Origin of the sequence: Hymenobacter nivis (assembly GCF_006439025.1) — a bacterium.
In the GTDB taxonomy this organism is placed as follows: Bacteria; Bacteroidota; Bacteroidia; order Cytophagales; family Hymenobacteraceae; genus Hymenobacter; species Hymenobacter nivis_A.
Genome location: NZ_RCYZ01000008.1, coordinates 106,734 through 129,668 on the forward strand (window position 1 = coordinate 106,734; position 22,935 = coordinate 129,668).

Consider the following 22,935-nt stretch of genomic DNA (forward strand, 5'->3'; position numbering starts at 1 on the left):
GCCCACCTTTGCAACCCCATGCCGCCGTCCCCAAAATCCGACCCATCCGACTTACCCGCTAAATCCGTGCAGGCGGATTACCTCATTGTGGGCGGCGGTGCGGCGGGCCTCAGCCTGGCCTATCACCTCAGCCAGGAGCCGCGGCTGGCCGATAAAACCGTGCTCCTCATCGAGCCCGAAGCCAAGGACCAGAACGACCGCACCTGGTCGTTCTGGACGGCCGAGCCGCACCCGTTCGAGGCCATTGTGGCGCACGAGTGGCACCAGATTGCGTTCCGCAGCCCGGGCTTTGAGCGAGTCATCGACCTGGGGCCCTACCGCTACCAGATGATCCGGGGCTTAGATTTCTACACGTTCGTGCGCCAGGCCCTGGCCGCCAACCCGCGCTTCACGCTGCTGCGCGGCACCGTGGACGAGCTGACGAATACGCCCACCGGGGTGCAAGCCCGCGGCAGCGCCGGCACCGCCACGGCCCGCTATGGCTTCGACAGCCGCCCACCCGACGTGGTGCCGAACCCCGCCAAGCACCGCTACCTGTTGCAGCACTTCGTGGGCTGGGAGGTGGAAACCGACACCGACGCGTTCGACCCGGCCGTGCAGGAATTCATGGATTTCCGGGGGCCCCAGCACCACGAGGCGCGGTTCATCTACGTGCTGCCGTTCGGCCCACGCCGGGCCTTGGTCGAGTACACACTGTTTTCGGAAACGCCGCTGCCCAAGGCGGAGTACGAAGTCCAAATCGTTGATTACCTGGAGAACACGCTCGGTTTGGAGCCCACGCAGTACCGCGTAGTGGCCGAAGAAGCCGGCGCCATCCCGATGACCGACCACCCGCTGCCGGCCCGCGCCGGGGCCCACATCGTGAACCTGGGCACGCGCGGCGGGCGGGCCAAGCCCAGCACGGGCTACGCGTTCCGGCGCATCCAGGCGCAGTCGGCGCGGCTGGTGGCCGCGCTGGCCGCAACGGGCCAATTGCCCGCCGACGTCACCGGCGACCGGTGGCAGTTCCACCTTTTCGACACGCTGCTGCTCGACATCATGCGGCGCCGGGGCGAAACCACGCGCGACATTTTCCAGCAGCTGTTTGCGCGCAACCCCGTGGAGCGCATCTTCCGGTTCTTGGACGAAACCACCAGCTGGGCCGACAACCTGCGGGTGATGAACTCCGTGTCTCCGGGGCCCTTCCTGCGCTCCATTGGGCACGTGCTGCGTGGCCGGCCGGGGCAGCGCTAACGCCAACCGGCCCCCGGCGGCGCACTCGGGTGAGTGCACCGCCGGGGGCCGGTTGGTACTGAGCAACGCGCTATCAATTAGGCTTCGGTTTCGGCAAAAGCTTAGTTGCTAGCGCGCAAATGCGTTAGTATTCGTCCTCGTTGAACATGAAATCCTCCTTGGTGGGGTAGTCGGGCCACACTTCCTCGATGCTCTCGTAGGGCTGGCCGTCGTCTTCCAGGCCCTGGAGGTTTTCCACCACCTCCATGGGCGCGCCCGAGCGGATGGAGAAGTCAATCAATTCGTCTTTGGTGGCGGGCCAAGGGGCATCTTCCAAGTAGGAGGCCAGTTCGAGGGTCCAGTACATAGTAAAAAGGAAATAAAGAGTTGAGCGAAGGTAGTCGCAAAGGCCGAATAAACACACGGGCGCGTTGCGCTTCCGCCAACGTAAACCGCTTTCAAAAGTTAAGCCAATTTGCGGGCTTGCTGGTCAAAAAGTACAATCAAATCGTTTTTAGTGCGCACTTTCCGCTCCAGCGAGCGGATTTTGGTTTGCAGCAGCTGCCGGAATGCCTCGTTGGCAGGCGTGGCGGCCAGGTTGCCAAAGTTGCCGCGCAGCGTTTCCAACTCCTCGGCGTCGGTTTTGAGCAGCTCGCGCAGGGCGGCGGCCCGCAGCTGAGCGCGGCCGCCGGGGGCCCCGCCCTCGGGCGCCACGCGCTTGCGCAGGTGGTACTCCAAGGCGCTTAGCTCGAATACCTTGTCGCAGGCTAGCATGAAGCGCTGCCAGATGCGGTCGGACTCTTCGCCGCGCACGGTGCCCACCTGCTTCCACTCGGTTTGCAGGTTTTTGGCTTGCTGGATGGCTTCCTGCGGGGGCACGGCCAGCAGGGCCTCGGCGCGCTCGGCCAGGGCGCGCTTGCGGCCCAGCAGCTCCTCGGGCGAGCCGGGGGCCCCGGCGTGGGGCCCCGCGGCACGCTGGGCCTCCACGTGCTGCTTAAGGCGCTCGAAAAAGTAGTTGTTGGCCCCGCGGAAGCGCGCCCACAGCTCGGCGGCTTGCTTTTTGGGCAGGTTGCCACCCACCTCGCGCCAGGTTTGCTGGAGCTGCTTGAGCTGGCGCGAGGCCACTTCAAACTGCGTCGATTCCTTGAGCTGTTCGGCTTGCAGCACCAAGTCGCGGTAGCGGTTCACGGCGCGGTTGGCCATGGCCTTTTTATCGGTCTGGAAAGCCCGGCGGCGGTCGAAGAACGCCTGGATAGCGGCCTGGAAGCGCCCCTCCAGCTCGTCGGACAGGGCTTTGTCCACGGGACCGGTTTTGAGCCAGCCCTGGCGCAGGTCCTTCACCTTTTCGCTGGCCGACACCCACTCCACACTCTCGCGCAGGGCCTCAGCTTCTTCCACGAAGCCGATTTTGGTGGCCAGGTTTTTCTCGCGGTTGCGGGCCACGCCCACGGCCACGGCAGCTTCGGCGGCCTCCAGGCGCTGGCGTAGGGCGGCAAAGTCGCCCAGCGCTTCGTAAACCAGGGTTTGCTCCTTCAGGTGCAGCACCTTCATCAGGAAGGAACCCTGGTTGTCGCTGGCCGCCATGCGGTCCAGCAGCTCGTCAACTTTGGCCCGGAAGGCCGCGAAGCGACGGGCGAAGTAAGTGAGGGCGTCGGCGTCCGACTCCTTCACCAGGCCCACGCGGCGGGCGGGCTGGCCCAGCGCGGGGCGCAGCCACACTTCGCCGTCGGCCACGTAGCCGAAGCGCTGCGCGGCAGCCAGCAAGTGGTCGGTTGGTTCCATAAGAAAAGTACAGGCAGGAATTTGAGGCAACAAGAAGGACAGTGGCCGCACGAAAGGGCCAGAAATTACAAGTTTACGCGAAAACGCTCGCCTGGGAAACAGAACTCGCCCCGGCGCAGGGCCCCGGGCGGGCCGGTTTCCCGGGCGGGCTGCCGTTCTTTGTTTTTTCCCGTCCAATTTTTCAGCCCTTCGCCTTTCCCCATGAGCGACCAGACCATCATCTTCAGCATGGCCGGCGTGAGTAAAATTTACCCGCCCCAGAAGCAAGTTCTCAAAAATATTTACCTCTCGTTTTTCTACGGGGCCAAAATCGGCGTGCTCGGCCTTAACGGCTCGGGCAAGTCGAGCCTCTTGAAAATCATCGCCGGCGTCGACAAGCAGTTTCAAGGCGAAGTCGTGTTTTCGCCCGGCTACTCGGTGGGCTACCTGGAGCAGGAGCCCCAGCTCGACCCCGCCAAAACGGTGCGCGAAATTGTGGAGGAGGGCGTGGGCGAAACCGTGGCCCTGCTGAAGGAATACGACGAAATCAACGAAGCCTTCGGGGCCGAAGACGCCGATTTTGACAAGCTGCTCGACCGCCAGGGCCAAGTGCAGGAGCGCCTCGACCAGCTCGACGCCTGGAACCTCGACGCCCGCCTGGAGCGCGCCATGGACGCGCTGCGCACCCCCCCGCAGGACGCCATTGTGGGCACCCTTTCGGGGGGCGAGAAGCGCCGCGTGGCCCTGTGCCGCCTGCTGCTGCGCGAGCCCGACGTGCTGCTACTCGACGAACCCACCAACCACCTCGACGCCGAGAGCGTGCTGTGGCTGGAGCAGCACTTGCAGCAGTACAAAGGCACCGTGATTGCCGTGACCCACGACCGCTACTTCCTCGACAACGTGGCGGGCTGGATCTTGGAGCTGGACCGCGGCTCGGGCATTCCATGGAAGGGCAACTACAGCAGCTGGCTGGAGCAGAAAACCGACCGCATGGCCAAGGAAGAAAACTCGGAAAGCAAGCGCGCCAAAACCCTGCAGCGCGAGCTGGACTGGGTGCGCATGTCGCCCAAGGCCCGCCAGAGCAAGGGCAAGGCCCGCTTGGCCAACTACGAAAAGCTGGCCAGCGAAGAATCCAAGGACAAGGAGCAAAAGCTCGAACTGTTCATCCCCGACGGGCCGCGCCTGGGGGCCCAAGTGATTGAGGCCGAGGGCTTGCGCAAGGCTTTTGGCGACAAGCTGCTGTTTGAAAACCTGAGCTTTTCGCTGCCCCAGGGCGGCATCGTGGGCATCATCGGGCCCAACGGCGCGGGCAAAACCACGCTCTTCCGCATGATTACCGACCAGCTGCAGCCCGACGCGGGCACGTTTGAGGTGGGCCCCACGGTGCAAACGGCCTACATCGACCAGCAGCACGACTCGCTCGACGGCAGCAAGTCGGTGTTCGACACCATCACGGGCGGCACCGAAACCATGCTGCTGGCCGGCCGGCCAGTGAACTCGCGGGCCTACGTGAGCAAGTTCAACTTCGGCGGCGGCGACCAGGAGAAGAAGGTCGGCACGCTGAGCGGCGGCGAGAAAAACCGCGTGCACCTGGCCATGACCCTTAAGCAAGGCGCCAACCTGCTGCTGCTCGACGAGCCCACCAACGACCTGGACGTGAACGCCATCAGGGCCCTGGAGGACGCGCTGGAAAACTTTGCCGGCTGCGCCGTCATCATCAGCCACGACCGCTGGTTCCTCGACCGGCTGGCCACCCACATCCTGGCTTTCGAAGGCGACTCAGAGGTGGTGTGGTTCGAGGGCAACTTCACTGACTACGAGGAAGCTAAGCGCAAGCGCCTCGGCGACGTGGAGCCCAAGCGCGTGCGCTACAAGAAGCTGGGCTAGGGCCTCCGGGGCCCCAGCGCGCCAAGGCAATAGCGCGAACCGCCCGGTTCGCGCTATTCTTTTTTCTTCACCACGCTGATGCTGCCGTCACGCTCCAGGTACACGGCGGCGGTTTGGTCGAGCGCGGCCACGTTGGCGCTTTCGTGCAGGGCTTCGAGCAGGTCTTTTTCGGTGAGGTTGAGCCGGTGCAGCTGGTCGGCGTTGGGGCGGCCCTGCTCGGCCAGCACGTAGGTTTCGCCCTTCACGAGCCGGCCCACCCACCGGCTGCGGTACGCCGCCCACGCCAGCAGCCGGTGCAGCCCCACAAACACCAAGCCGGCGAGCAGCGTGCCGCCGAAGGGCGAGGCCGCCACCACGGCGCGGCTCAGCACGGCCCCGAGCATGATTTTGACCACCATGTCGAAGGCCGTGCTGCTGCCGAACGTGCGGGGCCCCGACAAGCGTAGCAGGGCCAACGCCGCAAAAAAGACGACGACGGCCCGCGTCGTCATTTGCACGGCCGTGATGGTGTGCGAGTCGGCTTGCAAGCCAAATAAGAAATCAACGACGTCGTTCATGGCTGAGGGAAAGGCAATTAGGTCCGCGCCTGGTCCAGCAGGGCGTGGGCGCGCTCGGGGCCAACGCGCCGCAGCACCCGGGTTTCGCCGCCCTTGGCCTCGTTGTAGGAATGAAAGAAGTGCTCGATTTCGTGCAGCAGCTCGGCCGATAGGTCGCTGATGGCGTGCAAGTGCTTGTGCTCGCGCGCGCCGGCGGCCACGGCCAGCAGGCGGTCGTTGCGCTGGGTGGGGCCGTTTTTGTCGTGCTGCTCAATTTCGAAGGCCCCGAGCAGGCGGGCCTCCACCACCACGCCCGGGTAGGCGGGCGCGGCCAGCAACAGGAGCACGTCGAGCGGGTCGCCGTCGGCGGCTTTGGTGGAGGGAATGAACCCGAAATCGTAGGGAAAGCTGTGGCCTTCGGGCAGCACGCCCGCGAGCTTGAACGCGCCCAGCCCGGGGTCGAAATCAAATTTGTTGCGGCTGCCCTTGGGCGTTTCCACCACCACGTGCACGCGGGTGCGGGAGTGGCCCACGCGGGCCGGCAGGTCAATGAGGGAGGGCGGCATGGCAGAAAGTTTCTGCCTTCTACGCCCCCCACCCGCCGCAATGTTATGGTTGTGTTATTAGCGTTGGGCTGGGCCGCGGGCGCCCACGGGGCCCCAAATGCTACGCCGGCACCAGCAGCGCCGCGAACCGGTCGGCCACGCGCCCGAAGCCTTTGGGGCTGGGGTGCAGCTCGTTGGCCCACCAGGTGCGGTAGGGCCCGCCGGTGGGCAGGGTGCCGCGCAGGTCCACGTACTGCACGTGGGCAAATTCGGGCCGGGCCACCACCTCGGCCAGCATCACGTTGAAGGCGTCGATGAGCTGCCGGGCCAAGGCTTTGCGCTGCGCCAGGTCGTGGTAGCCTTTCTGCTCGAAGCCGGGGGCCAGCCACGGGCCGGGCAAGGGGCCCCAGCCGCCCCAGAAGCCGCGGCCATCGGGCACGGGGTAGTCGTAGCCGTGCAGCAGGATGGGCAGCGGCTGGCCCGTGCGCGCCACGCAGATGTGCGTCACGGTGGCCAGGATGTTGACGTAGGCCGCTTGCAGCCGCTCTTCGATGAGGCCCCGGACGATGGTTTCGTTCAGGCCGGGCGCCGCCGATTCGGCGTGGTTCAGCAGCACGTGGAAGTCGGCGCCGGCCACGTCGTTGCCCCCGCCGGACAGCAGGATGGCCCGCGGCAGCACCCCGCGCCGCAGCAGCACGTTCTCGAGGGTGCGGGCAAAGGCCTGGAGCTGGCCGCTTTCGTAGGACATGGCCTCCACAGGGTCGCCCCGGTGCGCCACCGATTCGACCTCGAACCCGTGCTGGTCTTCGAGCTGCTTGAGAATGTCGGTGCCCAGGTAATCGAACCACGAGTCGCCCTCGGCCACCAAGATGCCGGCGCTGGGCTGGCCCCCGAAGGCGGCGACGAACGCCTGCGCCACGGGCGGCAGCGCGGGGCCCGTCGCCCGCATTTCGAGGGGCGCGTTGGCTTGTTTTTTGGCGCGTTTTTTCAGCACCGTCAGCCGGGTTTGCAGGGCTTGGTCGCGCAGTTCCAGCGCTTGCTGGGCCTGGGCAGCGGCGCGCTGCAGGGCGGCGGCCATCACTTTTTTTGTTGCCATGGGGCGTCGAGAACGAATCAATTGCTTTTGGGGTGGGGCCCCGGCGCACCTCCTGGGGCCCCACCCCAAAGGGCTCGGCGGAGTGTTCCGCAAAACACGGCTTTTACCAAATCTTCGGTTCCGCGGTTGCTGAACGTCAGGCCACCACACCGGCGCGCAGGGCCCACGCCACCAGCCCCACCAGCGTGCGGGCCCCCGACTTTTGGAGCAGGGCGCGGCGGTGGCTCTCCACGGTGCGCACGCTCAGGTAGAGGTGGCCGGCAATTTCGCGGTTGCAGTAGTCGTCCACCACGAGGCGCAGCACTTCCAGCTCGCGCGGGCTGAAGGCGGTGGCCACCGCAGGGGCCCGGGACGGGCGCGCGGCGACCGGTGTCGCGGCAAGGCCTGGGGCCCCATCCAGCCACGGGGCCAGGGCGGCGGCCAAGGCCTGGGGCAGCACGTGGCGAGGCAGCACCAGCGCCGGGTGGGGCCCCGCGGGCGGGCGGGGGTGGCGGGCATCGGCCAGCAGCAGCAGGCGCTGGGCGGGGCGCACCTGGCGCACCTGGGCCAGCAAGCGGGGCAGCGCCGGCCCGGGCAGGCCCCCGCCGTCGAGCACCACGGCGCCGAAGGGGCGGCGGGCCACCAGCGCGGCCACCTGGGTGGCATCGGCGGTGAGGGTGAGCAGCAGCTGGGGCCACCGCTGGCGCAACAGCCCCAGCAGGCCTTGCCGGAACAAACTGGGCGCGGCCACGAGCAGCACGGTTGGGGAAGGAGCCGTCATCTCAAGGGCAAGCGGGTGGCGGGGCGGCCGCCGGGCGTTGCCAGCTGGCAGTGCCCAGGGCCCCCGCGGGGTGAAAAGATGACCCAAAATACTAAATATTTATTAACTAATATATATTTAGTATAACTTTATTTTTAGGCCGATTACCACGCTGCTTACTCGCCGGGGCCCGGTACGTGCCAGATTTCGGTGCCCGGCGGCACCGTGGCCAGGGCCCCCAAGTCAATAAGCAGGCCGTAGGAAGTGGCGCCTTCGCGCTCAATCTCCTCCACGGTGGCCGTGCCGGCCGCGCGAGGGCCCCCGGGCAGGCGGGCTTCAATGGGCAAGGAGGTGTGCAGGGCGTGGGCGCGCAGGGCCGCGTCGGGGCCGGCGGGCAGGGCCAGCAGGCCCAGGCCGGGCACGGTCCAAGCGGCGGCTACGCGTAGCAGGAAGGTGGGCGAATCGCTCATACCCGGCCTTAACGGGCGCCAGGGCCCCACCGTTGGCCCATGCAAAAGCCCAGGCCCTGCAGGTGCAGAACCGGGGCTTACCGGAGGCAAAGCCGGCCGCAAAAATTAGCGGCGGCGCATGAAAATCATCACGTAGTAGAGCAGCGTGGCCAGCGAGCTGATGGCCGCCACCACGTAGGTCATGGCCGCCCACCAGAGGGCATCTTTGGCCATGGCGTGCTCCTGCACGGTTACTACGCCGCGCTTGTCCATCCAAGCCAGGGCCCGGCGCGAGGCGTCGAACTCGACGGGCAGCGTAACGAACGAGAACAGGGTGGTGAGCGCAAACAGGGCAATGCCCAGGCCCAGCGGGATGACGCTGGTGCGCAGCATGAAGATGCCGGCCAGCAAAATCCAGGGCATGAAGCGCGACACGGCGCTGAGGGCCGGCACCATGGCCGAGCGGAACTGAAGCATGGAGTAGGCCGTGGCGTGCTGCACGGCGTGGCCGCACTCGTGGGCGGCTACGGCGGCGGCGGCGGCACTGCGCTCGGCGTACACGCCTTCGCTCAGGTTCACGGTTTTAGTGGCGGGGTTGTAGTGGTCGGTGAGGCTGCCCTCGGTGCTCTCGATGCGCACGTCGGTGATGCCGTGGTCGGCCAGCATCAACTCGGCAATCTGGGCCCCGGTGAGGCCCGATTGCAGGCCCACCTGGGCGTACTGCTTGAACTTGCTGCGCAGGCGCCACTGAATGCCCCAGCTCACGAGCATTAGCAGAATGATGAGGAAGTACATGGCAAAAATTGGGTTAGGAAAACAAGGTTTTTAGGGCCCCTGGGGGCCCCAGCGCACGGAGCAAAAGAAGGGCCAATCGGGCTAAGCGCCGCGCCGGATTTTCTCCACGATGCGCGAAGTGCTGTAGCCCGGCACCAGGGGTACGGTCAGGACCTGCCCGCCGTTATTCAACACGAATTCGTGGCCCACAATTCCGTCAATGGCGTAATCGTCGCCCTTCACCAGCACGTCGGGCCGCACCGCCTCGATGAGGGCCCGCGGCGTGGGCTCGCCGAAGAGCACCACGGCATCGACAAAGGCCAGGCTGGCCAGGATGCGGGCCCGGGCCTGCTCGTCTTGCAGCGGCCGGCCGGGCTTGAGGCAGCTCACCGAGGCGTCGGTGTTCAGGCCCACCACCAGGGCCCCGCCCAGGTGGTGGGCCTGCTCCAGGTAATCGACGTGCCCGAGGTGCAGCAAATCGAAGCAGCCGTTGGTGAACACCACGGCCCGGCCGGCGGCGCGCCACTCGGCCAGCTTGGCCGGCAACTGGTCCAGGGTCAGGATTTTATCTTTCGTCCACATGGGTTGAAACATTATTTTTTGAATGGCCTGCCCTCGCTGCTAAGGACGGTCATGCAGAGCGCCGCGAAGCATCTTTACTTGGCCCGTATGGCCTCCACGGGGTCCAAATTGGCGGCGATGATGGCGGGGATGATGCCGGCCAGGATGCCGATGCCCACCGACACGAGCAGGCCCAGCGCCACGTTGCCGCGCGAGAGAAACACCGGCATATAGTCTTGCGGCACCAGCGTGGCCAGCCACACCAGCAGGATGCCCAGCCCGCCGCCGAGCAGGCACAGAAACACGGCCTCGAACAGGAACTGGAAGAGGATGAAGAAGTTCTGGGCCCCCAGCGACTTCTGGATGCCGATGATGCTGGTGCGCTCGCGCACCGACACGAACATGATGTTGGCGATGCCGAAGCCGCCCACCAGGATGGCAAACGAGCCGATGACGGCCCCCGCCACGCCGATGATGTCGAAGAGCTTGCCGATGGCCGAGGCAATCATTTCGGGGCGGTTCAGGGCGAAGTTGTCTTCTTGCCGGGGCTTGAGGCCGCGGATGTTGCGCATCACGCCCTGCATCTCGTACTCCAGGTTGAGCAGGCCAGGGTCATCGTCGCGGCCCTTCACGCCCAGCGAAGGGCTGGGGGCCCCCATGCCGGTGGCGCTCAGGGCAAACAGCTTGGCGAAGGCCCCGTACGGCACCAGGCAGTTGGCGTCGTTGCTGGGCGTGTCGAGCATGTTCTTGCCCTCCTTTTTCATCACCCCGATGACGATGAACTTGGCCCCGCGCACCTTGAACTCCTGGCCCAGGGCGTGGCCCTGGGGGTAGAGGTTTTCGGCGATGGTGGCCCCGATGATGGCCACCGGCCGGCCGTCGTTCATTTCCTGGGGCGTGAAGTAGCGGCCGTCCTCCACGGGCACGTTGCTGATGGCGCGGTACTCGTAGCTCACGCCCTGCAAGGCGCAGTCGGCCACGGAGTTGGGCCCCGCCTTGAGGGTGTTGCCGCCGCTGGCCACGAAGATGGCCACGCCCTTGTTGTTGGGCCCCAGGCGCTTTTGCAGCTCCCGAAACTCGCGCTCGGTGGGCACGGGCCGGTTGAAGTACTTCCACCAGGGCCGGTTGGCGTCGAACTTCCAGGGCCACTTGCCCACGTAAATCACCTTGTCGCCGATGAAGTCCATGCTGTGGCGCACGTTGGCCTCCAGCGAATCGACGACGGCAAACACGGCGATGATGGCGAAAATGCCCACCGTGACGCCCAGCAGCGAGAGCACCGTGCGCAGCACGTTGCTCCGCAGGGCATCCCAGGCAAAACGGAGGCTTTCGAAGGTGAGGCGCAGGGCGAGCATGGGGTAAAGGTAGCGCGGGCGCGAACTGCCGAGGTGGAATTGGACTTATTGGGATGTACTGCCAAGCGGTGCTGGCCCCGCAGGGGCCCTAACGCAACCCGGGCCAGGCAAAAGGACCCGCCCGCCGCATCCAAAAAAAAGCAGTACTTTTGCGTTCCCAAATTTCGTTAACTTCCCCCTAATACTGCCCGGATGGCCATGAAATTGCATGAGTTCAAGTTTGAACTCCCCCAAGAGCTAGTTGCTACGCACCCGGCCCGCAACCGCGACGACAGCCGCCTGATGGTGCTGAACCGCGCCACCGGCACCATCGAGCACCGCAACTTCAAAGATATTCTCGACTATTTCACCGAAGGCGACACCTTCGTGCTCAACGACACCAAGGTTTTTCCGGCCCGCATGTACGGCAACAAGGAAAAGACCGGCGCCACGATTGAGGTGTTTTTGCTGCGCGAGCTGAACAAGGAGCTGCGCCTGTGGGACGTGCTGGTGGACCCGGCCCGGAAAATCCGCGTCGGCAACAAGCTGTACTTCGGCGAGAGCGACATGGTGGCCGAGGTCATCGACAACACCACCTCGCGCGGCCGCACCATCAAGTTTTTGTTCGACGGTTCGGACGAGGATTTCCGCAAGGCCCTCTACGAGCTGGGCGAGACGCCCATCCCGAAGGAGACGCTGAACCGCGAAACCGAGCCCGCCGACAAGGAGCGCTACCAGACCATTTACGCCGAGAACATTGGCGCGGTGGCCGTGCCCGCGGCCGGCCTGCACTTCACCCGCGAGGTGATGAAGCGCATGGAAATCAAGGGCATCGAGACGGCGGCCGTGACGCTGCACGTGGGCCTGGGCACCTTCCGCACGGTGGACGTGGAGGATTTGACCAAGCACAAAACGGACTCCGAGAACTTCATCGTGGGCCCCGAGGCCTGCGCCGTGGTGAACAAGGCGCTGGACGCCAAGAAGCGCGTGTGCGCCATTGGCACCACCACGCTGCGCGCCATGGAATCGTCGGTGTCGGCCAACGCCCGCATGAAGCCCACCCAGGGCTGGAACGACCGGTTCATCTTCCCGCCCTACGAGTTCAAAATCGCCAACTGCCTGCTCACCAACCTCCACCTGCCGGAGAGCACGCTCATCATGATTACGGCTGCCTTCGCCGGCTACCCGCTGCTGATGGAAGCCTACAAGGAAGCCATCAAGGAGAAGTACCGCTTCTTCAGCTACGGCGACGCCATGCTGATTCTGTAAGGGTGAATTTTGATTGAGTGAATGAGTGAAGGCTCGGCTGTGTTTGCGGCCGGGCCTTTTCTTTTGTACTGCGGGCGCTGCGGGTTAGCGCGTGGGGCCCTACCGTTCAGCTCTCAGGCTCGCAACGTTCACGCTACCTACTTCTTACCCTAAATACCCTTATGCCTGCCCCGTTCTCTTCTCAAACCGCCGCGCCGCGCTACGCCATTTTGGTGGCCGGGGGCACGGGCACGCGCATGGGCGCGGGCATGCCCAAGCAGTTTTTGCTGCTGCGCGGGGCCCCGGTGCTGCTGCACACGCTGCGCCGCTTCGCCGAGCCAGGGCTGGCCGTGGCCGAAATTATTGTGGTGCTGCCCGCCGACCAGCTGGCCACCTGGCAGGCCCTGTGCGCCGAGCACGGCGTGGATATTTCGCACCGGCTGGTGGCCGGGGGGCCCACCCGCTGGGCCTCGGTGAAGGCCGGCCTGGGGGCCCTGGCCGGCCACGCCCAGGGCTTGGTGGCCGTGCACGACGGCGTGCGCCCGCTGGTGAGCGCCGCCGTGGTGGCGCGCACCTACGCCGCTGCTGCCCAGCACGCCGCCGCCGCCGCCGCCGTGGCCCCCAAAGACTCGGTGCGCACGCTCTCGCAGCACGGCTCCTCGGCCCTCAACCGCAGCCGCCTGCGCCTGATGCAGACCCCCCAGACCTTCGAAATTGACCTGCTGCGCCGCGCCTACGCCATGCCCGAGTTGCCCACCTTCACCGACGATGCCAGCGTGGTGGACGACCTCTGCCGGGTGGAACTGGTGGAGGGCGACTACCGCAATTTAAAAATCACAACGCCGGAAGATTTGCTGGTGGCCGAGGCGTTGCTGGGGCCCCTAGAATAAAAGGAAATCGCCGTTTTAAACGATTTGTTATCCTGCTTACCCTACCCTCCCATCCCCATACCTTTCTACCCTCCCACCTTCCTACTCCATGACCTACACCCGCCTGCTCTACGACGTGCGCCCCGATGGCGTGGCTACCATTACCCTCAACCGGCCCGAGGTGTTCAATGCCTTCGACGACGCGCTGAGCTACGAGCTGCAAGACGCCTGGAAGCAGGTGGCGCGCGACGCCGCCGTGCGGGCCGTGGTGCTGACCGGGGCCGGCCGGGCCTTTTGCTCGGGGCAGGACTTGAAGGCGGCCAAAGAGGCGGAGGCCGCCGGGGGGGCCCCGCGCTCGTTCCACGACTCGCTGCACCAACGCTACAACCCCATCATCCGGGCCATGCGGGGGCTGCCCAAGCCCATTATCGGGCGGCTGAACGGCGTGGCGGCGGGCGCTGGCTGCTCGCTGGCCCTGGCCTGCGACGCGCTGGTGGCCAGCTCCGAAGCTTCGCTGATCGAGGCGTTTATCAACATCGGGCTGGTGCCCGACTCGGGCTCGTCGTGGTTTTTGCCGCGGCTGGTGGGCACGCTCAAGGCGTTTGAGCTGTGCGCGCTGGGCTCGAAAGTGCCGGCCGAGGAGGCCCTGCGCCTGGGGCTGGTGAACCAAGTGGTGGCCCCCGACCAGCTCGACGACGCCACCTACGCCCTGGCCGCCCGCTACGCCGGGGCCCCCACCCGCAGCATCGGCCTGCTCAAGCAAATGCTGAACAAGGCCGCCACCGCCACCCTCGACGAGGTGCTGGACTACGAGGCTCATTGCCAGGAGTTGGCCGGCGCTACGGCCGACTACCGCGAGGGCGTGGCCGCTTTCGCCGAAAAGCGGAAACCCGTTTTCACCGGGCACTAGCCACTGCGCCGGGGCCCCGGCGGGGGGCCCAAGGGCCCTAGTGGGCGGCCACGGAGTAAGCTCAACCGTTTGACAGGGAGATATTTGCTTCAACTTACGCGCACCGCTGGCGTATAATGGCACTTCCTTGTCCTTTTTTTTCCCTTTCCCATGAACCGCTCCCTCCTGCCCGCCCTCGCCGCCGGCTTGCTCGCCTTTAGTGCTTGCAACAGCGCCGACAAGCCCACCACCGCCAGCCAGCCCGAAACCACGCCGCCCGCCGAAAACGCCGCTCCCCCGATGGCCAACACCACCGATACGGCCGCGACCGCCGGGGCCCCCGGGGCCGCCGCCATGGCCCCCATGAGCGACAACGACTTTATCACTAAAGTGGACGAAGGCGGCCACAATGAGATGGGCCTGAGCAAGGTTGTGCTGACGAAAAACCCGTCGGCTACCGTGAAAGCTTACGCTAACAAAATGATTGCCGACCACACCAAGGCCGGTGCTGAGCTGACGCCCATTGCCAAAGCGCACGGCGTGAAGCTGAAGGGCATGATGGACGCCGAGCACCAAACCATCCGCGAAGCCATGCTGAAAATGTCGGGCCCCGCCCTGGAGAAAAAGTACATGGACCAGATGGTGACCGACCACGACAAGACGGTGGCCCTGTTCCAAAGCGAAATTGCCAACGGCAAGCAGGCCGATACCAAGGCCTTTGCCTCTAAGACGTTGCCCACCATCCAGGCGCACGACACCATGGCTAAGTCTGATGACAAGATGAAGATGTAAGCACCGCGCTTTGCTGTTGCCCCCAGCCGCTGCCCTTTGGGCAGCGGCTTTTTTATGGGGCCAATGTTGCGCGGGGGCCCTACTTTAGCCTATCTGCTTGCCCTTGCTTATGGCCCACCCCGATACCGCCCTGCACCACCACGACCGCACCGAGTTCCAGCTGGAGCGGTTGATTTTGTTCACCGATGCAGTTTTTGCCATTGCCATCACGCTGCTGGCCATTGAGATAAAGGTGCCCGAGCTGCACGAGGTGCACTCGGAAACGGAGGTGGTAAACGCCGTGCTGCACCTGATTCCGCGGTTCGTGGGCTTTTTCGTGGCCTTCTTCGTCATCGCCATCTACTGGGTGGCCCACCACCGCGTGTTCCGCTACGTGTACCAGTACACCAACGGGCTGATTTGGCTGAACGTGCTTTTCCTGCTCAGCATCGTGCTGATGCCGTTCACGGCCGCCTTCCAGGGCGAATACCCCATGCTGAAAACGCCCTGGGTGCTGTACTGCGCCAGTGTGGTGTTCACCGCCCTGATGCAGGTGTGGCTGCAAGCCTACATCCGCAACCCGGCCCACGGCGTCACCCGCCCCGAGCACCAGCACCACCCCGACCTGGACCTGCTACGGCCCCTGGTATCGGTGGCCGCGTTTGTGGCCAGCGCGGTGCTAATGCTGCTGGGCTTCGTCGTGTTGTCGCGGCTGGTTCTCATCGGCATCTTCCCGCTGATGGTGCTCTACGGCCGCCGCCACCGCCGGCTGCTGGCCCAGCACGAGGCGCGCCACGCCCCGGCCGGGGCCCCAGCGCCCGCCGCTTAGCCCGCCACTCGGCAGTCCTCAATCTCGCGGCGGCGCGCCCGGAAGCGCAGCCAGCCCACCAACATGGTGGCGCCCGCCGCGGCCAACGCGCTGTAGCCCAGCCGCCCGCCCCGCTCGGGGTGCAGCTGCAACAGCGCCAGCCCAAACGCCACCAGCGCCAGGCTGGTGCGCACGTACGTGAGCAAGGTGCGCTCGTTGGCCATGCGGGTGCGGAAGGCGGCCAGCTGCTGCTGGTCGTAGTTGGGGCGCGGCTTGGGCGGGGTTGGCAGCATACGGGGCCCTACGCAAGGGCGCACCGGCCGGTTGGCGGGCGTGCCCTCGCGCCCTGGAGCTTACCGGTAGCCGAAGCGGTAGCGCAGCCCGATGCTGGCCCCGCCCTGTAAATCTTCCCGGCCGTCGCGAAAAATGGTGCGCACGTCTTTGTTGAGCACGGCTTCGGCCGTGGCCTGCACCCGGCGGCGGCGGCCAAACCCGTAGCTGGCCGCGTACCCCACGGTGGCGTGAAGGCCAAAGGTGCGGCGTTGAAACCCAAACGTTTCTTTATTGGTAACAATTTGGTTATCAACTAAATATTCCCGGAAATCAACTGCTGACCACACGGGCACCAGGCCCCCTATGGCATCGAACTGCCACCGGTTCAGGAAGGCCGGCGTGAGGGCGTAGCGCACCAGTACGGGCACGGCCACCCCCCGCTCCCGCAGCGTTTGGTTGGCAATGCGGTAGATGCCCCGGGCGTTGTCGAACAAGGTGCCGGGGGGCTCTTCGTTGAGCGTGCCGCCTCCTTGCACCCCCACCTGCACCGCCAGGCGCGGGGCCACGTAGTAGCCCACGTACACGTAGGGCACCGGCCCCGCAGCCACGTATTGGCTGTAAGTGCCGTACCCATCGCGGTAGCTCGTCGGGTAATGAATAATCTGTATTTCGCTGGGCGAAGTTTTAACAATAGGGCCCGAGCTGGGGTAGGGCGTTTGCTCGGAATACTGCGCGCGGTAAAAATACCCCCCTACTTCCACCCCGGCGTAGAACCGGGGCCGCAGCGTAACCGCCTCGTCGGCGGGTGCGAGGCGCTCCGAATAAACCACCGGCGGGGCCCCCAGCACAATTCCCAGGCGCAAGCTGCCGCCCAGGTCTACCCGGCCGAACCCCGACGAGGTTGACGCCAGGCCCGTTATCCCCACGTTGGCATCTACGAAGCCGTAGCGGCCCAGGCGGCGCTGCAACCCGTAGAGCAGCGCCGCATCGAACGCGGCCACGCCCCCGCGGGGGGTGGCAAAGAGGTAGAACGGCGTTTCGTGCGCGTTGCGGCCCAGGCCCGTGCCCACGGCCAGCGATAGGTAGTTGGCCGAGAAGTTGCCGGTGCCGTGGCCCTGGCGCAGGCGGCGCTCCAGGTTGTAGTAGTAGCGGGCCCCCACTTGGGCGCGCACGCTCAGGGCCGGGCGCAGGTCGCCGGCGTTGCCCAGCCGGAAGTGGGTGATGGCCGGGCTTACTTCGCCCAGCACCGACCAGGCCGGGCGGCGCAGCTTGCGCTCGTAGGCTATGTGCAGGCCGTAGCGGGTGTAGTAGTTGTTATCTCCCAAGGAGCGGGCCCCGGGCAGGAAGTTGTTCAGCCCCAGTTTCCACAGGTCGCGTTCTTCGCGCTGCACGCGCAGCGGCGCGTCGGTGGCCGGCGGAATGGCCAGCTCCTCGCTGTACTGCAGGCGGGTGGTGTCGGCGGGCACGGTTTGGGCCCCGGCGCGCAGGGCCGGGCCGGCCAGCAAGCCCGCCCCCAACAGGAGGCGGCCGCAAAAGGAGTAGTGGCAAGGCATGGGCAGCAGGGAGAAGGGTGGCTAAAGGGTGGCCGGCAGCGGCAGGGTTTGCAAAGTCAGGGGGGCGTAGGAGGTGCTGGCGCGCACCAGCGGGCGGGCGTTGGCGTCCGTCGCCAGCGCGGCCCGGCTGGCCGTCCCTTTGCGGGCAGCGGCGTAGGCCGGCGGCACGGTTAGGGCCCCTTCATGGGCGCTGAGCTGATAGGCGAACAGCTCGGGCTGCGGGGCGCTGATGACGACCTCCGTGCGGTCGGCCTCCACCGTGAGGCGGCGCAGGGCGGCCGTGGGCTGGATGCGCACGCTGCCGTAGTAGTTGCGCACAAAGCACTTGCCGCCCAGCCCCAGCAGCTGCACCGCCGATTTGTTGGCCTCGCAGGTGAAGTCGGCTTGCACGTTGGTGGCCGTCAGGTCGGCGTAGCGCACGGTGGCGGCGAGGGTGCCGCGCAGGTTGCGCAGGTTGATTTGTCCGAAGCTCTGCTCCAGCGCCTGCCGGCCGCTCAGGTCGGCCAGCGTGGTTTGGCCGTAGGCGTTGGCCACTTGCAGGGGGTTGCCGGCGGGCATCCACACGGTGTACTCGGCCCGCAGGTCGGCGCGCACGGCGGGGGCCCCGGCGGGCAAGGCGAAGAAGTTCACCAGGTCCAGGGCGTTGCCGTTTTGCTGGAGGCGGTAGCCGGCCACCGGCAGGTCCTGCTCGGCCACGGCCCGCTCGGGGTGCCGGGCGCTGAGGCGCAACGTCACCTGCACGGTGGGCTGGTCCCAGCCGCGCACCAGCACGGTGGCCTTTTCGGCCCGGATGCGCACGGCCATGCCCGGCGGGCAGGGCCAGCTTTGGGCCAGCGTGCGGGCCACCACTTGTACTTTCTGCTGGGCCCGGGCAGCGGGCAGCAGCCCCAATAGGGCCCCCAGCAAAATCACCAGCCACCGCCAGTGCCGCCATAATTCATTCGTAGTGAGCCTCATGATATGAGCAATTGAACCAGTTCGCGGGTGATGCTGGCTTGCAGGCTGACGAGCCGGGCCTGTTCGCGCAGCAGCTCGGGCGAGGCGCCGAAGCGGCGGGTGTCGCGGCGCAGCTGCGCCTGCTGGGTTTCCAGCTCGGTGAGCTGCGTGCGCAGCGAGCGGAACTCGCCCGACTGGCACACCGCCGGCAGCGCCGAGCAGTGCGCGTCGATGAAGGCCCGGCCTTGCCGGTCCAGTGGGTCGGGGCCGGGGGCCGGGGCCGGTGCCGGGGGCCCCATTTCCTCGCTGAACGAAAGCGTTTCGTGCAGCGCCCCCGCCGGGGCCCCCGGGGCCGGCCGCTGCTGCCACCATACTCCCAGCACCAGCAGCACGCTGGCCGCCACGGCCAGCACGCGGCGCACGGTGCGGGCTGGCCACAGGGCCCGCACCACAGCCAGGGGCCCTAACGCAACCGGCACTATATTATTCTGACTTTCAATAGATTCAACAACATGGAGTCGGGCCGCGATGGCGTCCCAGAGCGCCGCGTCGGGCTCGTGCGTGGGCAGCGCGGGCACGGCGCGCGCCAGGGCCTCGTCGGCCGCCAGCTGCGCTGCGATGCGCGGCCAGGTGGCCGGGTCCGGCGCGCGGACCGGCAGGTCGTCGAGGGCCCGCCGGAGGTGCGGGCGGCCGTCTTCGGGCGTGTCGGGGGGCTGGGTCATGTCAGAGGTGCTTTAGTTTTTGTTGCAGCAGGCGCTTGGCGTGGTGGAGCTGCGACTTGCTGGTGCCCTCGCTGATGGCAAGCAGCGCGGCCACCTCGCGGTGGGCGTAGCCTTCCACCTCCACCAGGCAGAACACGGCCCGGTAGCCGGCCGGCAGCTCGCCAATGGCCCGGTCCAGGGCCTCGCCGGTGAGGTTGTCGCGCCAGGCCACCAGCGGCTCGGGGTGGCGGTCGTGGTCGTACGCTTCGGTGCGCTGCGCGTGCCGCAGCGTGCGCAGGGCCCGCCGCACCACAATGGTTTTCACCCAGGCCCCCAGCGTGGACTGCTGCCGGAAGTCGGCCAGGTGCTGGAATACTTCCACGAAGGCGTCTTGCAAGGCATCCTGGGCCAGGTCGTGGTCGCCGCCCAGCAGGCGCAGGGCGGCCGAAAACATGGCCGTTTTGTAGCGCTGGTACAGCTGGTATTGCGCCTGGCGGTCGTGCGCCAAGCAGCCGGCCAGCAGGCGCTGTTCTTCGGGAAGCAAGAAGGGCGGCGAGTCGGGCACGGACCGGTTTTTTATTCGTTGGCCCAAAGTGCCGGGCGGCGCCCGAAAGGTTGGCCGGCCGAGCAATTATTTTTTCCGCCCGGGCCCTAATTAGTACGGCCAAACGCCAAAAAGCCCACTGTGCGTGGCACAATGGGCTTTTTGGCGCTTTACTTAAAAAATGAATACTCCCTATGCCGTGGCGTATTTACTGGTGCGCAGCTCCTCGGCCAGGAAGCGGCTGGTGTGGCCCTTGCCGCTCTTGGCCACCTGCTCGGGCGTGCCCTGGGCCACGATGGTGCCGCCGCCCCCGCCACCCTCAGGACCAATGTCGATGACGTGGTCGGCCACCTTGATCAGGTCCAGGTTGTGCTCGATGATGAGGACGGTGTTGCCCTTGTCGGCCAGCTTTTGGAGCACGGCGGCCAGGTGGTTGATGTCCTCGAAGTGCAGGCCCGTGGTGGGCTCGTCGAGGATGTAAAACGTCTTGCCGGTGTCCTTTTTGCTGAGTTCGGTGGCCAGCTTCACGCGCTGGGCCTCGCCGCCGCTGAGGGTGGTGGCCTGCTGGCCCAAGGTGAGGTAGCCCAGACCCACGTCGTTGAGGGTCTTGATCTTGCGCAAAATCCGGGGCTGGAACTCGAAGAAGTCCACCGCCTTTTCCACCGTCATGTCGAGGATGTCGGTGATGGACTTGCCCTTGAAGCGCACCTCCAGCGTTTCGCGGTTGTAGCGGCGGCCCTTGCAGGTTTCGCAGGGCACGTGCACGTCGGGCAGGAAGTTCATTTCGATGGTGCGGATGCCGGCACCCTCGCAGGTTTCGCAGCGCCCGCCCTTCACGTTGAACGAGAAACGCCCGGGCCCGTAACCGCGGATTTTCGCTTCCGGCATTTCGGAGAACAGGGCCCTGATTTCGGTCATCACCCCGGTATAAGTAGCTGGGTTCGAGCGCGGCGTGCGGCCGATGGGCGACTGGTCGACCTCAATCACCTTGTCCAGCAAGTCCAGCCCCTCGATGCCGCCGTGGGCCAGCGGCTCGCGCTTTGCGTTGAAGAAGTGCTGGTTGAGAATCGGGTACAGCGTGTCGTGGATGAGCGTGCTCTTGCCTGAGCCCGACACGCCGGTCACGGCCACCAGCTTGCCCAGCGGCACCTTCAAAGTCACGTTCTTGAGGTTGTTGCCTTTGGCGCCCTTTAGCACCAGCTCGGTGCCTTCGCCCTTGCGCTTTTTCTTCTGCAGCTCGATGTGCTTTTGGCCGCTGAGATACTGCGAGGTGAGCGAGCCGGAGTTGAAAATCTCTTGCGGGGTGCCGCTGGCCACGATGTGCCCGCCGTGGATGCCCGCGCCGGGCCCAATGTCCAGCACATGGTCGGCGTGCATGATCATGTCCTTGTCGTGCTCCACCACAATCACCGAGTTACCGATGTCGCGCAGGTGCTGCAAGGCCTTAATTAGGCGCTCGTTGTCGCGCTGGTGCAGGCCAATGCTCGGCTCGTCCATGATGTAAAGCACGCCCACGAGCTGGGTGCCGATCTGGGTGGCGAGGCGGATGCGCTGGCTCTCGCCGCCGCTGAGCGTGCGCACCGGGCGGTGCAGGCTGAGGTAGTCCAGGCCCACCTCCAGCAGGAAGCCGATGCGCTTGCGGATTTCCTTCAGCAGCTCGCGGGCAATCACGTTTTGGCGCTCACTCAAGCGGTCTTCCAGGCCCTCAAACCAAGCGGCCAGCTCGGTCAAATCCAGGGTCGAAAGCTCGCCGATGTGCTTGTCGGCCAGCTTGAAGTGCAGGCTTTCCTTCTTGAGGCGGTAGCCGTGGCACTCGGGGCAAGGTTGGGCCTGGGCGTACTGGGCAATCCACTCGCGGATGTTGTCCGACTCCGAATCCATCTGTCGGCGCAGGAACGGGATGAGGCCCTCGAACGGCTCCGAGTACACGGTTTTGCTGTCGTCGGCCTCGTCCTCCGAAATGCCGTGCAGCAGGCGCTGGAGCAACTCCTCGGGCAGCTTTTCGAGCGGCGTGTTCAGGGTGGCCTTGTGCTTTTTGAGGATGAGCTGGAGCTGCTGGAAAATCCAGATATCGCGGTACTCCCCCAGCGGCGCGATGCCGCCGCGGCTGATGCTGAGCTTGCGGTCGGGCAGCACGGCTTCCTCCGTGATTTCCTGCACCTCGCCCAGGCCGTTGCAGGTGGGGCAGGCGCCGTAGGGCGAGTTGAAACTGAACGTGTTAGGCGCCGGGTCGTCGTAGGCGATGCCGGTGGCGGGGTCCATCAGGAAGCGCGAGAAAAATTGCGGCTTGCCCTTCTCGCCCTTGGTTTCGCCCTTCGCGTCGGGGTCGAGCACGAGCATGGTCCCCTTGCCGTGCGTCAGCGCGTTCTGCACCGAGCCGCTAAGGCGGAACCGGTCCTCCTCCTTCACCACGAGCCGGTCGATGACGATTTCGATGTCGTGGATTTTGTAGCGGTCCACCTGCATCTTGGCCGTGATGTCGAGCAGCTCGCCGTCCACGCGCACTTTGGTGAAGCCCAGCTTGGCAATCTTCTGGAAATCCTCGCGGTAGTGGCCCTTACGGCCCTTCACCACGGGCGCCAGCACCACCAGCTTTTTGCCGTCGTAGTGCCGCAGGATGTAGTTGATGATCTGGTCGTCGGACTGCCGGATCATCTTCGCGCCGGTGGCGTAGCTGAAGGCCTCGGCGGTGCGGGCGTAGAGCAGGCGCAGGAAATCGTAGATTTCGGTGATGGTGCCCACCGTGGAGCGCGGGTTGCGCGAGGTGGTCTTCTGCTCGATGCTGATGACCGGCGAGAGGCCCTCAATCTTGTCCACGTCGGGCCGCTCCAGGCCCCCCATGAAGGAGCGGGCGTAGGCCGAGAACGTCTCCATGTAGCGCCGCTGCCCCTCGGCGTAAATCGTGTCGAAGGCCAAGCTGCTCTTGCCCGAGCCCGAAATGCCGGTGAACACCACCAGCCGGTTGCGCGGAATCTGCACGCTCACGTTTTTCAGGTTGTGTTCGCGCGCGCCGTACACCTCGATGAACGGGGCGTCGAAGGGGCGCGGGGCGGGCAGCCCACTGGGGGCCCCAACTGAGGCCTCGCTGGGGCCCCCAGCGGGCGGCAGGGTTTCGGGCGTTTGGTGCTGCAAGGCCACCGCCAAGCCGGCCTCGGTGGGCTGGCTGCCAGGGGCCCCGGCAGTGTTGGTGGCAGCACCTGCTATTTTCTTTTTCAACGAGGCAGCCGCCACTTTGGGAGCTGGGGCAACGGAAGTAGCCGGGTTTTTCTTGGCCATGCGGGCAAATCGGAGGAACAAGCGAAGGTACGCGAACGGCCGGCCAGCGGTGGCAAAAACCTTGATTTTTCTGCACTATTGCGCGGCCGGGCGTAGCGAGCTACAACAGGGCCCCGGCGTGATTAGTGCGCAGCATTTCGATTTCTCTTTATTTGCCCGGCCGGCGCGCCGCT

The 22,935-nt window shown here is 65.8% G+C and carries 23 protein-coding genes; 7 read left to right on the forward strand and 16 right to left on the reverse strand.

The features are described from left to right. Positions 1-18 precede the first annotated feature (18 nt). Positions 19-1,233 carry a lycopene cyclase family protein gene (locus EAH73_RS17965; RefSeq protein ID WP_140468814.1) on the forward strand — a complete coding sequence of 405 codons (1,215 nt, stop codon included), beginning with the start codon at positions 19-21 and terminating at the stop codon, positions 1,231-1,233. Between the two features lie 124 nt (positions 1,234-1,357). Here the strand turns inward: EAH73_RS17965 and EAH73_RS17970 are convergent, their stop codons facing one another. Both EAH73_RS17970 and EAH73_RS17975 read right to left on the reverse strand, forming a co-directional pair. Next, a complete protein-coding gene (locus tag EAH73_RS17970; protein WP_068238128.1) occupies positions 1,358-1,579 on the reverse strand; it encodes a DUF2795 domain-containing protein in 222 nt (73 codons plus the stop codon). 98 nt (positions 1,580-1,677) lie between these two features. Beyond that, the gene (locus tag EAH73_RS17975; RefSeq protein WP_140468815.1) at positions 1,678-2,994 is read right to left on the reverse strand and encodes a DUF349 domain-containing protein; all 1,317 of its coding nucleotides are present in this window, start codon (positions 2,992-2,994) and stop codon (positions 1,678-1,680) included. A 201-nt stretch (positions 2,995-3,195) separates the two neighbouring features. Between EAH73_RS17975 and ettA the strand changes: the two genes are divergently transcribed. Further along, positions 3,196-4,860 carry an energy-dependent translational throttle protein EttA gene (ettA, locus tag EAH73_RS17980; RefSeq protein WP_140468816.1) on the forward strand — a complete coding sequence of 555 codons (1,665 nt, stop codon included), beginning with the start codon at positions 3,196-3,198 and terminating at the stop codon, positions 4,858-4,860. Positions 4,861-4,913: 53 nt separating this feature from the next. Here the strand turns inward: ettA and EAH73_RS17985 are convergent, their stop codons facing one another. From EAH73_RS17985 to EAH73_RS18020, 8 genes are all read right to left on the reverse strand, one after another. After that, a complete protein-coding gene (locus tag EAH73_RS17985) occupies positions 4,914-5,417 on the reverse strand; it encodes a DUF421 domain-containing protein (RefSeq protein ID WP_140468817.1) in 504 nt (167 codons plus the stop codon). A gap of 17 nt (positions 5,418-5,434) precedes the next feature. After that, complete coding sequence (locus EAH73_RS17990) at positions 5,435-5,962, reverse strand: inorganic diphosphatase (protein ID WP_140468818.1); 528 nt, start codon at positions 5,960-5,962, stop codon at positions 5,435-5,437. Between the two features lie 100 nt (positions 5,963-6,062). Further along, positions 6,063-7,037 carry a GDSL-type esterase/lipase family protein gene (locus tag EAH73_RS17995; protein ID WP_140468819.1) on the reverse strand — a complete coding sequence of 325 codons (975 nt, stop codon included), beginning with the start codon at positions 7,035-7,037 and terminating at the stop codon, positions 6,063-6,065. 136 nt (positions 7,038-7,173) lie between these two features. Continuing rightward, positions 7,174-7,797 carry a LuxR C-terminal-related transcriptional regulator gene (locus tag EAH73_RS18000; RefSeq protein ID WP_140468820.1) on the reverse strand — a complete coding sequence of 208 codons (624 nt, stop codon included), beginning with the start codon at positions 7,795-7,797 and terminating at the stop codon, positions 7,174-7,176. A gap of 155 nt (positions 7,798-7,952) precedes the next feature. After that, complete coding sequence (locus EAH73_RS18005) at positions 7,953-8,246, reverse strand: hypothetical protein (protein WP_140468821.1); 294 nt, start codon at positions 8,244-8,246, stop codon at positions 7,953-7,955. Positions 8,247-8,351: 105 nt separating this feature from the next. After that, positions 8,352-9,020, reverse strand: coding sequence for a zinc metallopeptidase (locus tag EAH73_RS18010; RefSeq protein WP_193560211.1), 669 nt, complete (start codon positions 9,018-9,020; stop codon positions 8,352-8,354). A gap of 81 nt (positions 9,021-9,101) precedes the next feature. Continuing rightward, a complete protein-coding gene (rfaE2, locus tag EAH73_RS18015; RefSeq protein ID WP_170214095.1) occupies positions 9,102-9,581 on the reverse strand; it encodes a D-glycero-beta-D-manno-heptose 1-phosphate adenylyltransferase in 480 nt (159 codons plus the stop codon). Between the two features lie 74 nt (positions 9,582-9,655). Further along, positions 9,656-10,915: an ABC transporter permease gene (locus EAH73_RS18020; RefSeq protein ID WP_140468823.1), complete on the reverse strand. Its 1,260-nt coding sequence runs from the start codon at positions 10,913-10,915 to the stop codon at positions 9,656-9,658. 198 nt (positions 10,916-11,113) lie between these two features. On the opposite strand from EAH73_RS18020, the gene queA reads away from it, so the two are divergent. From queA to EAH73_RS18045, 5 genes are all read left to right on the forward strand, one after another. Then, on the forward strand, positions 11,114-12,163 hold the full coding sequence (gene queA, locus EAH73_RS18025; protein ID WP_140468824.1) for a tRNA preQ1(34) S-adenosylmethionine ribosyltransferase-isomerase QueA: 1,050 nt from the start codon (positions 11,114-11,116) through the stop codon (positions 12,161-12,163). Between the two features lie 161 nt (positions 12,164-12,324). Continuing rightward, complete coding sequence (locus EAH73_RS18030; protein WP_140468825.1) at positions 12,325-13,032, forward strand: 2-C-methyl-D-erythritol 4-phosphate cytidylyltransferase; 708 nt, start codon at positions 12,325-12,327, stop codon at positions 13,030-13,032. Between the two features lie 88 nt (positions 13,033-13,120). Continuing rightward, entirely contained in the window at positions 13,121-13,921 is an 801-nt protein-coding gene (locus EAH73_RS18035) for an enoyl-CoA hydratase-related protein (RefSeq protein WP_140468826.1), read from the forward strand. Positions 13,922-14,071: 150 nt separating this feature from the next. After that, positions 14,072-14,692: a DUF4142 domain-containing protein gene (locus tag EAH73_RS18040; protein ID WP_140468827.1), complete on the forward strand. Its 621-nt coding sequence runs from the start codon at positions 14,072-14,074 to the stop codon at positions 14,690-14,692. A 109-nt stretch (positions 14,693-14,801) separates the two neighbouring features. Next, the gene (locus EAH73_RS18045; RefSeq protein WP_140468828.1) at positions 14,802-15,500 is read left to right on the forward strand and encodes a TMEM175 family protein; all 699 of its coding nucleotides are present in this window, start codon (positions 14,802-14,804) and stop codon (positions 15,498-15,500) included. Here EAH73_RS18045 and EAH73_RS18050 read toward each other — a convergent pair. The 6 genes from EAH73_RS18050 to uvrA form a co-directional block, all read right to left on the reverse strand. Then, positions 15,497-15,772 carry a YidH family protein gene (locus tag EAH73_RS18050; RefSeq protein ID WP_140468829.1) on the reverse strand — a complete coding sequence of 92 codons (276 nt, stop codon included), beginning with the start codon at positions 15,770-15,772 and terminating at the stop codon, positions 15,497-15,499. The genes EAH73_RS18045 and EAH73_RS18050 overlap by 4 nt on opposite strands. A 60-nt stretch (positions 15,773-15,832) precedes the next feature. Further along, complete coding sequence (locus EAH73_RS18055; protein WP_140468830.1) at positions 15,833-17,305, reverse strand: hypothetical protein; 1,473 nt, start codon at positions 17,303-17,305, stop codon at positions 15,833-15,835. Between the two features lie 21 nt (positions 17,306-17,326). Beyond that, on the reverse strand, positions 17,327-18,262 hold the full coding sequence (locus EAH73_RS18060) for a hypothetical protein (protein ID WP_140468831.1): 936 nt from the start codon (positions 18,260-18,262) through the stop codon (positions 17,327-17,329). Beyond that, positions 18,259-18,963 carry a hypothetical protein gene (locus EAH73_RS18065; protein WP_140468832.1) on the reverse strand — a complete coding sequence of 235 codons (705 nt, stop codon included), beginning with the start codon at positions 18,961-18,963 and terminating at the stop codon, positions 18,259-18,261. Before EAH73_RS18065 ends, EAH73_RS18060 begins: the two co-directional genes overlap by 4 nt. A gap of 1 nt (position 18,964) precedes the next feature. Continuing rightward, entirely contained in the window at positions 18,965-19,486 is a 522-nt protein-coding gene (locus EAH73_RS18070) for an RNA polymerase sigma factor (RefSeq protein WP_240047322.1), read from the reverse strand. A 192-nt stretch (positions 19,487-19,678) separates the two neighbouring features. Continuing rightward, positions 19,679-22,762, reverse strand: a complete 3,084-nt coding sequence (uvrA, locus tag EAH73_RS18075; protein ID WP_240047323.1) for an excinuclease ABC subunit UvrA — start codon at positions 22,760-22,762, stop codon at positions 19,679-19,681. Between the last annotated feature and the right edge of the window lie 173 nt (positions 22,763-22,935).

Excerpts from the sequence above, each read along its gene's own strand:
- EAH73_RS18055 (WP_140468830.1), bottom strand. The coding sequence starts at position 17,305 with ATGCCTTGCCACTACTCCTTTTGCGGCCGCCTCCTGTTGGGGGCGGGC.
- EAH73_RS18035 (WP_140468826.1), top strand. The coding sequence starts at position 13,121 with ATGACCTACACCCGCCTGCTCTACGACGTGCGCCCCGATGGCGTGGCT.
- EAH73_RS18010 (WP_193560211.1), bottom strand. The coding sequence starts at position 9,020 with ATGTACTTCCTCATCATTCTGCTAATGCTCGTGAGCTGGGGCATTCAG.
- rfaE2 (WP_170214095.1), bottom strand. The coding sequence starts at position 9,581 with ATGTGGACGAAAGATAAAATCCTGACCCTGGACCAGTTGCCGGCCAAG.
- EAH73_RS17965 (WP_140468814.1), top strand. The coding sequence starts at position 19 with ATGCCGCCGTCCCCAAAATCCGACCCATCCGACTTACCCGCTAAATCC.
- EAH73_RS18040 (WP_140468827.1), top strand. The coding sequence starts at position 14,072 with ATGAACCGCTCCCTCCTGCCCGCCCTCGCCGCCGGCTTGCTCGCCTTT.
- EAH73_RS17990 (WP_140468818.1), bottom strand. The coding sequence starts at position 5,962 with ATGCCGCCCTCCCTCATTGACCTGCCGGCCCGCGTGGGCCACTCCCGC.
- EAH73_RS17985 (WP_140468817.1), bottom strand. The coding sequence starts at position 5,417 with ATGAACGACGTCGTTGATTTCTTATTTGGCTTGCAAGCCGACTCGCAC.
- EAH73_RS18045 (WP_140468828.1), top strand. The coding sequence starts at position 14,802 with ATGGCCCACCCCGATACCGCCCTGCACCACCACGACCGCACCGAGTTC.
- EAH73_RS18050 (WP_140468829.1), bottom strand. The coding sequence starts at position 15,772 with ATGCTGCCAACCCCGCCCAAGCCGCGCCCCAACTACGACCAGCAGCAG.
- ettA (WP_140468816.1), top strand. The coding sequence starts at position 3,196 with ATGAGCGACCAGACCATCATCTTCAGCATGGCCGGCGTGAGTAAAATT.
- EAH73_RS18000 (WP_140468820.1), bottom strand. The coding sequence starts at position 7,797 with ATGACGGCTCCTTCCCCAACCGTGCTGCTCGTGGCCGCGCCCAGTTTG.
- uvrA (WP_240047323.1), bottom strand. The coding sequence starts at position 22,762 with ATGGCCAAGAAAAACCCGGCTACTTCCGTTGCCCCAGCTCCCAAAGTG.
- EAH73_RS18020 (WP_140468823.1), bottom strand. The coding sequence starts at position 10,915 with ATGCTCGCCCTGCGCCTCACCTTCGAAAGCCTCCGTTTTGCCTGGGAT.
- queA (WP_140468824.1), top strand. The coding sequence starts at position 11,114 with ATGAAATTGCATGAGTTCAAGTTTGAACTCCCCCAAGAGCTAGTTGCT.
- EAH73_RS18005 (WP_140468821.1), bottom strand. The coding sequence starts at position 8,246 with ATGAGCGATTCGCCCACCTTCCTGCTACGCGTAGCCGCCGCTTGGACC.
- EAH73_RS18060 (WP_140468831.1), bottom strand. The coding sequence starts at position 18,262 with ATGAGGCTCACTACGAATGAATTATGGCGGCACTGGCGGTGGCTGGTG.
- EAH73_RS18065 (WP_140468832.1), bottom strand. The coding sequence starts at position 18,963 with ATGACCCAGCCCCCCGACACGCCCGAAGACGGCCGCCCGCACCTCCGG.
- EAH73_RS17995 (WP_140468819.1), bottom strand. The coding sequence starts at position 7,037 with ATGGCAACAAAAAAAGTGATGGCCGCCGCCCTGCAGCGCGCCGCTGCC.
- EAH73_RS18030 (WP_140468825.1), top strand. The coding sequence starts at position 12,325 with ATGCCTGCCCCGTTCTCTTCTCAAACCGCCGCGCCGCGCTACGCCATT.
- EAH73_RS17975 (WP_140468815.1), bottom strand. The coding sequence starts at position 2,994 with ATGGAACCAACCGACCACTTGCTGGCTGCCGCGCAGCGCTTCGGCTAC.
- EAH73_RS17970 (WP_068238128.1), bottom strand. The coding sequence starts at position 1,579 with ATGTACTGGACCCTCGAACTGGCCTCCTACTTGGAAGATGCCCCTTGG.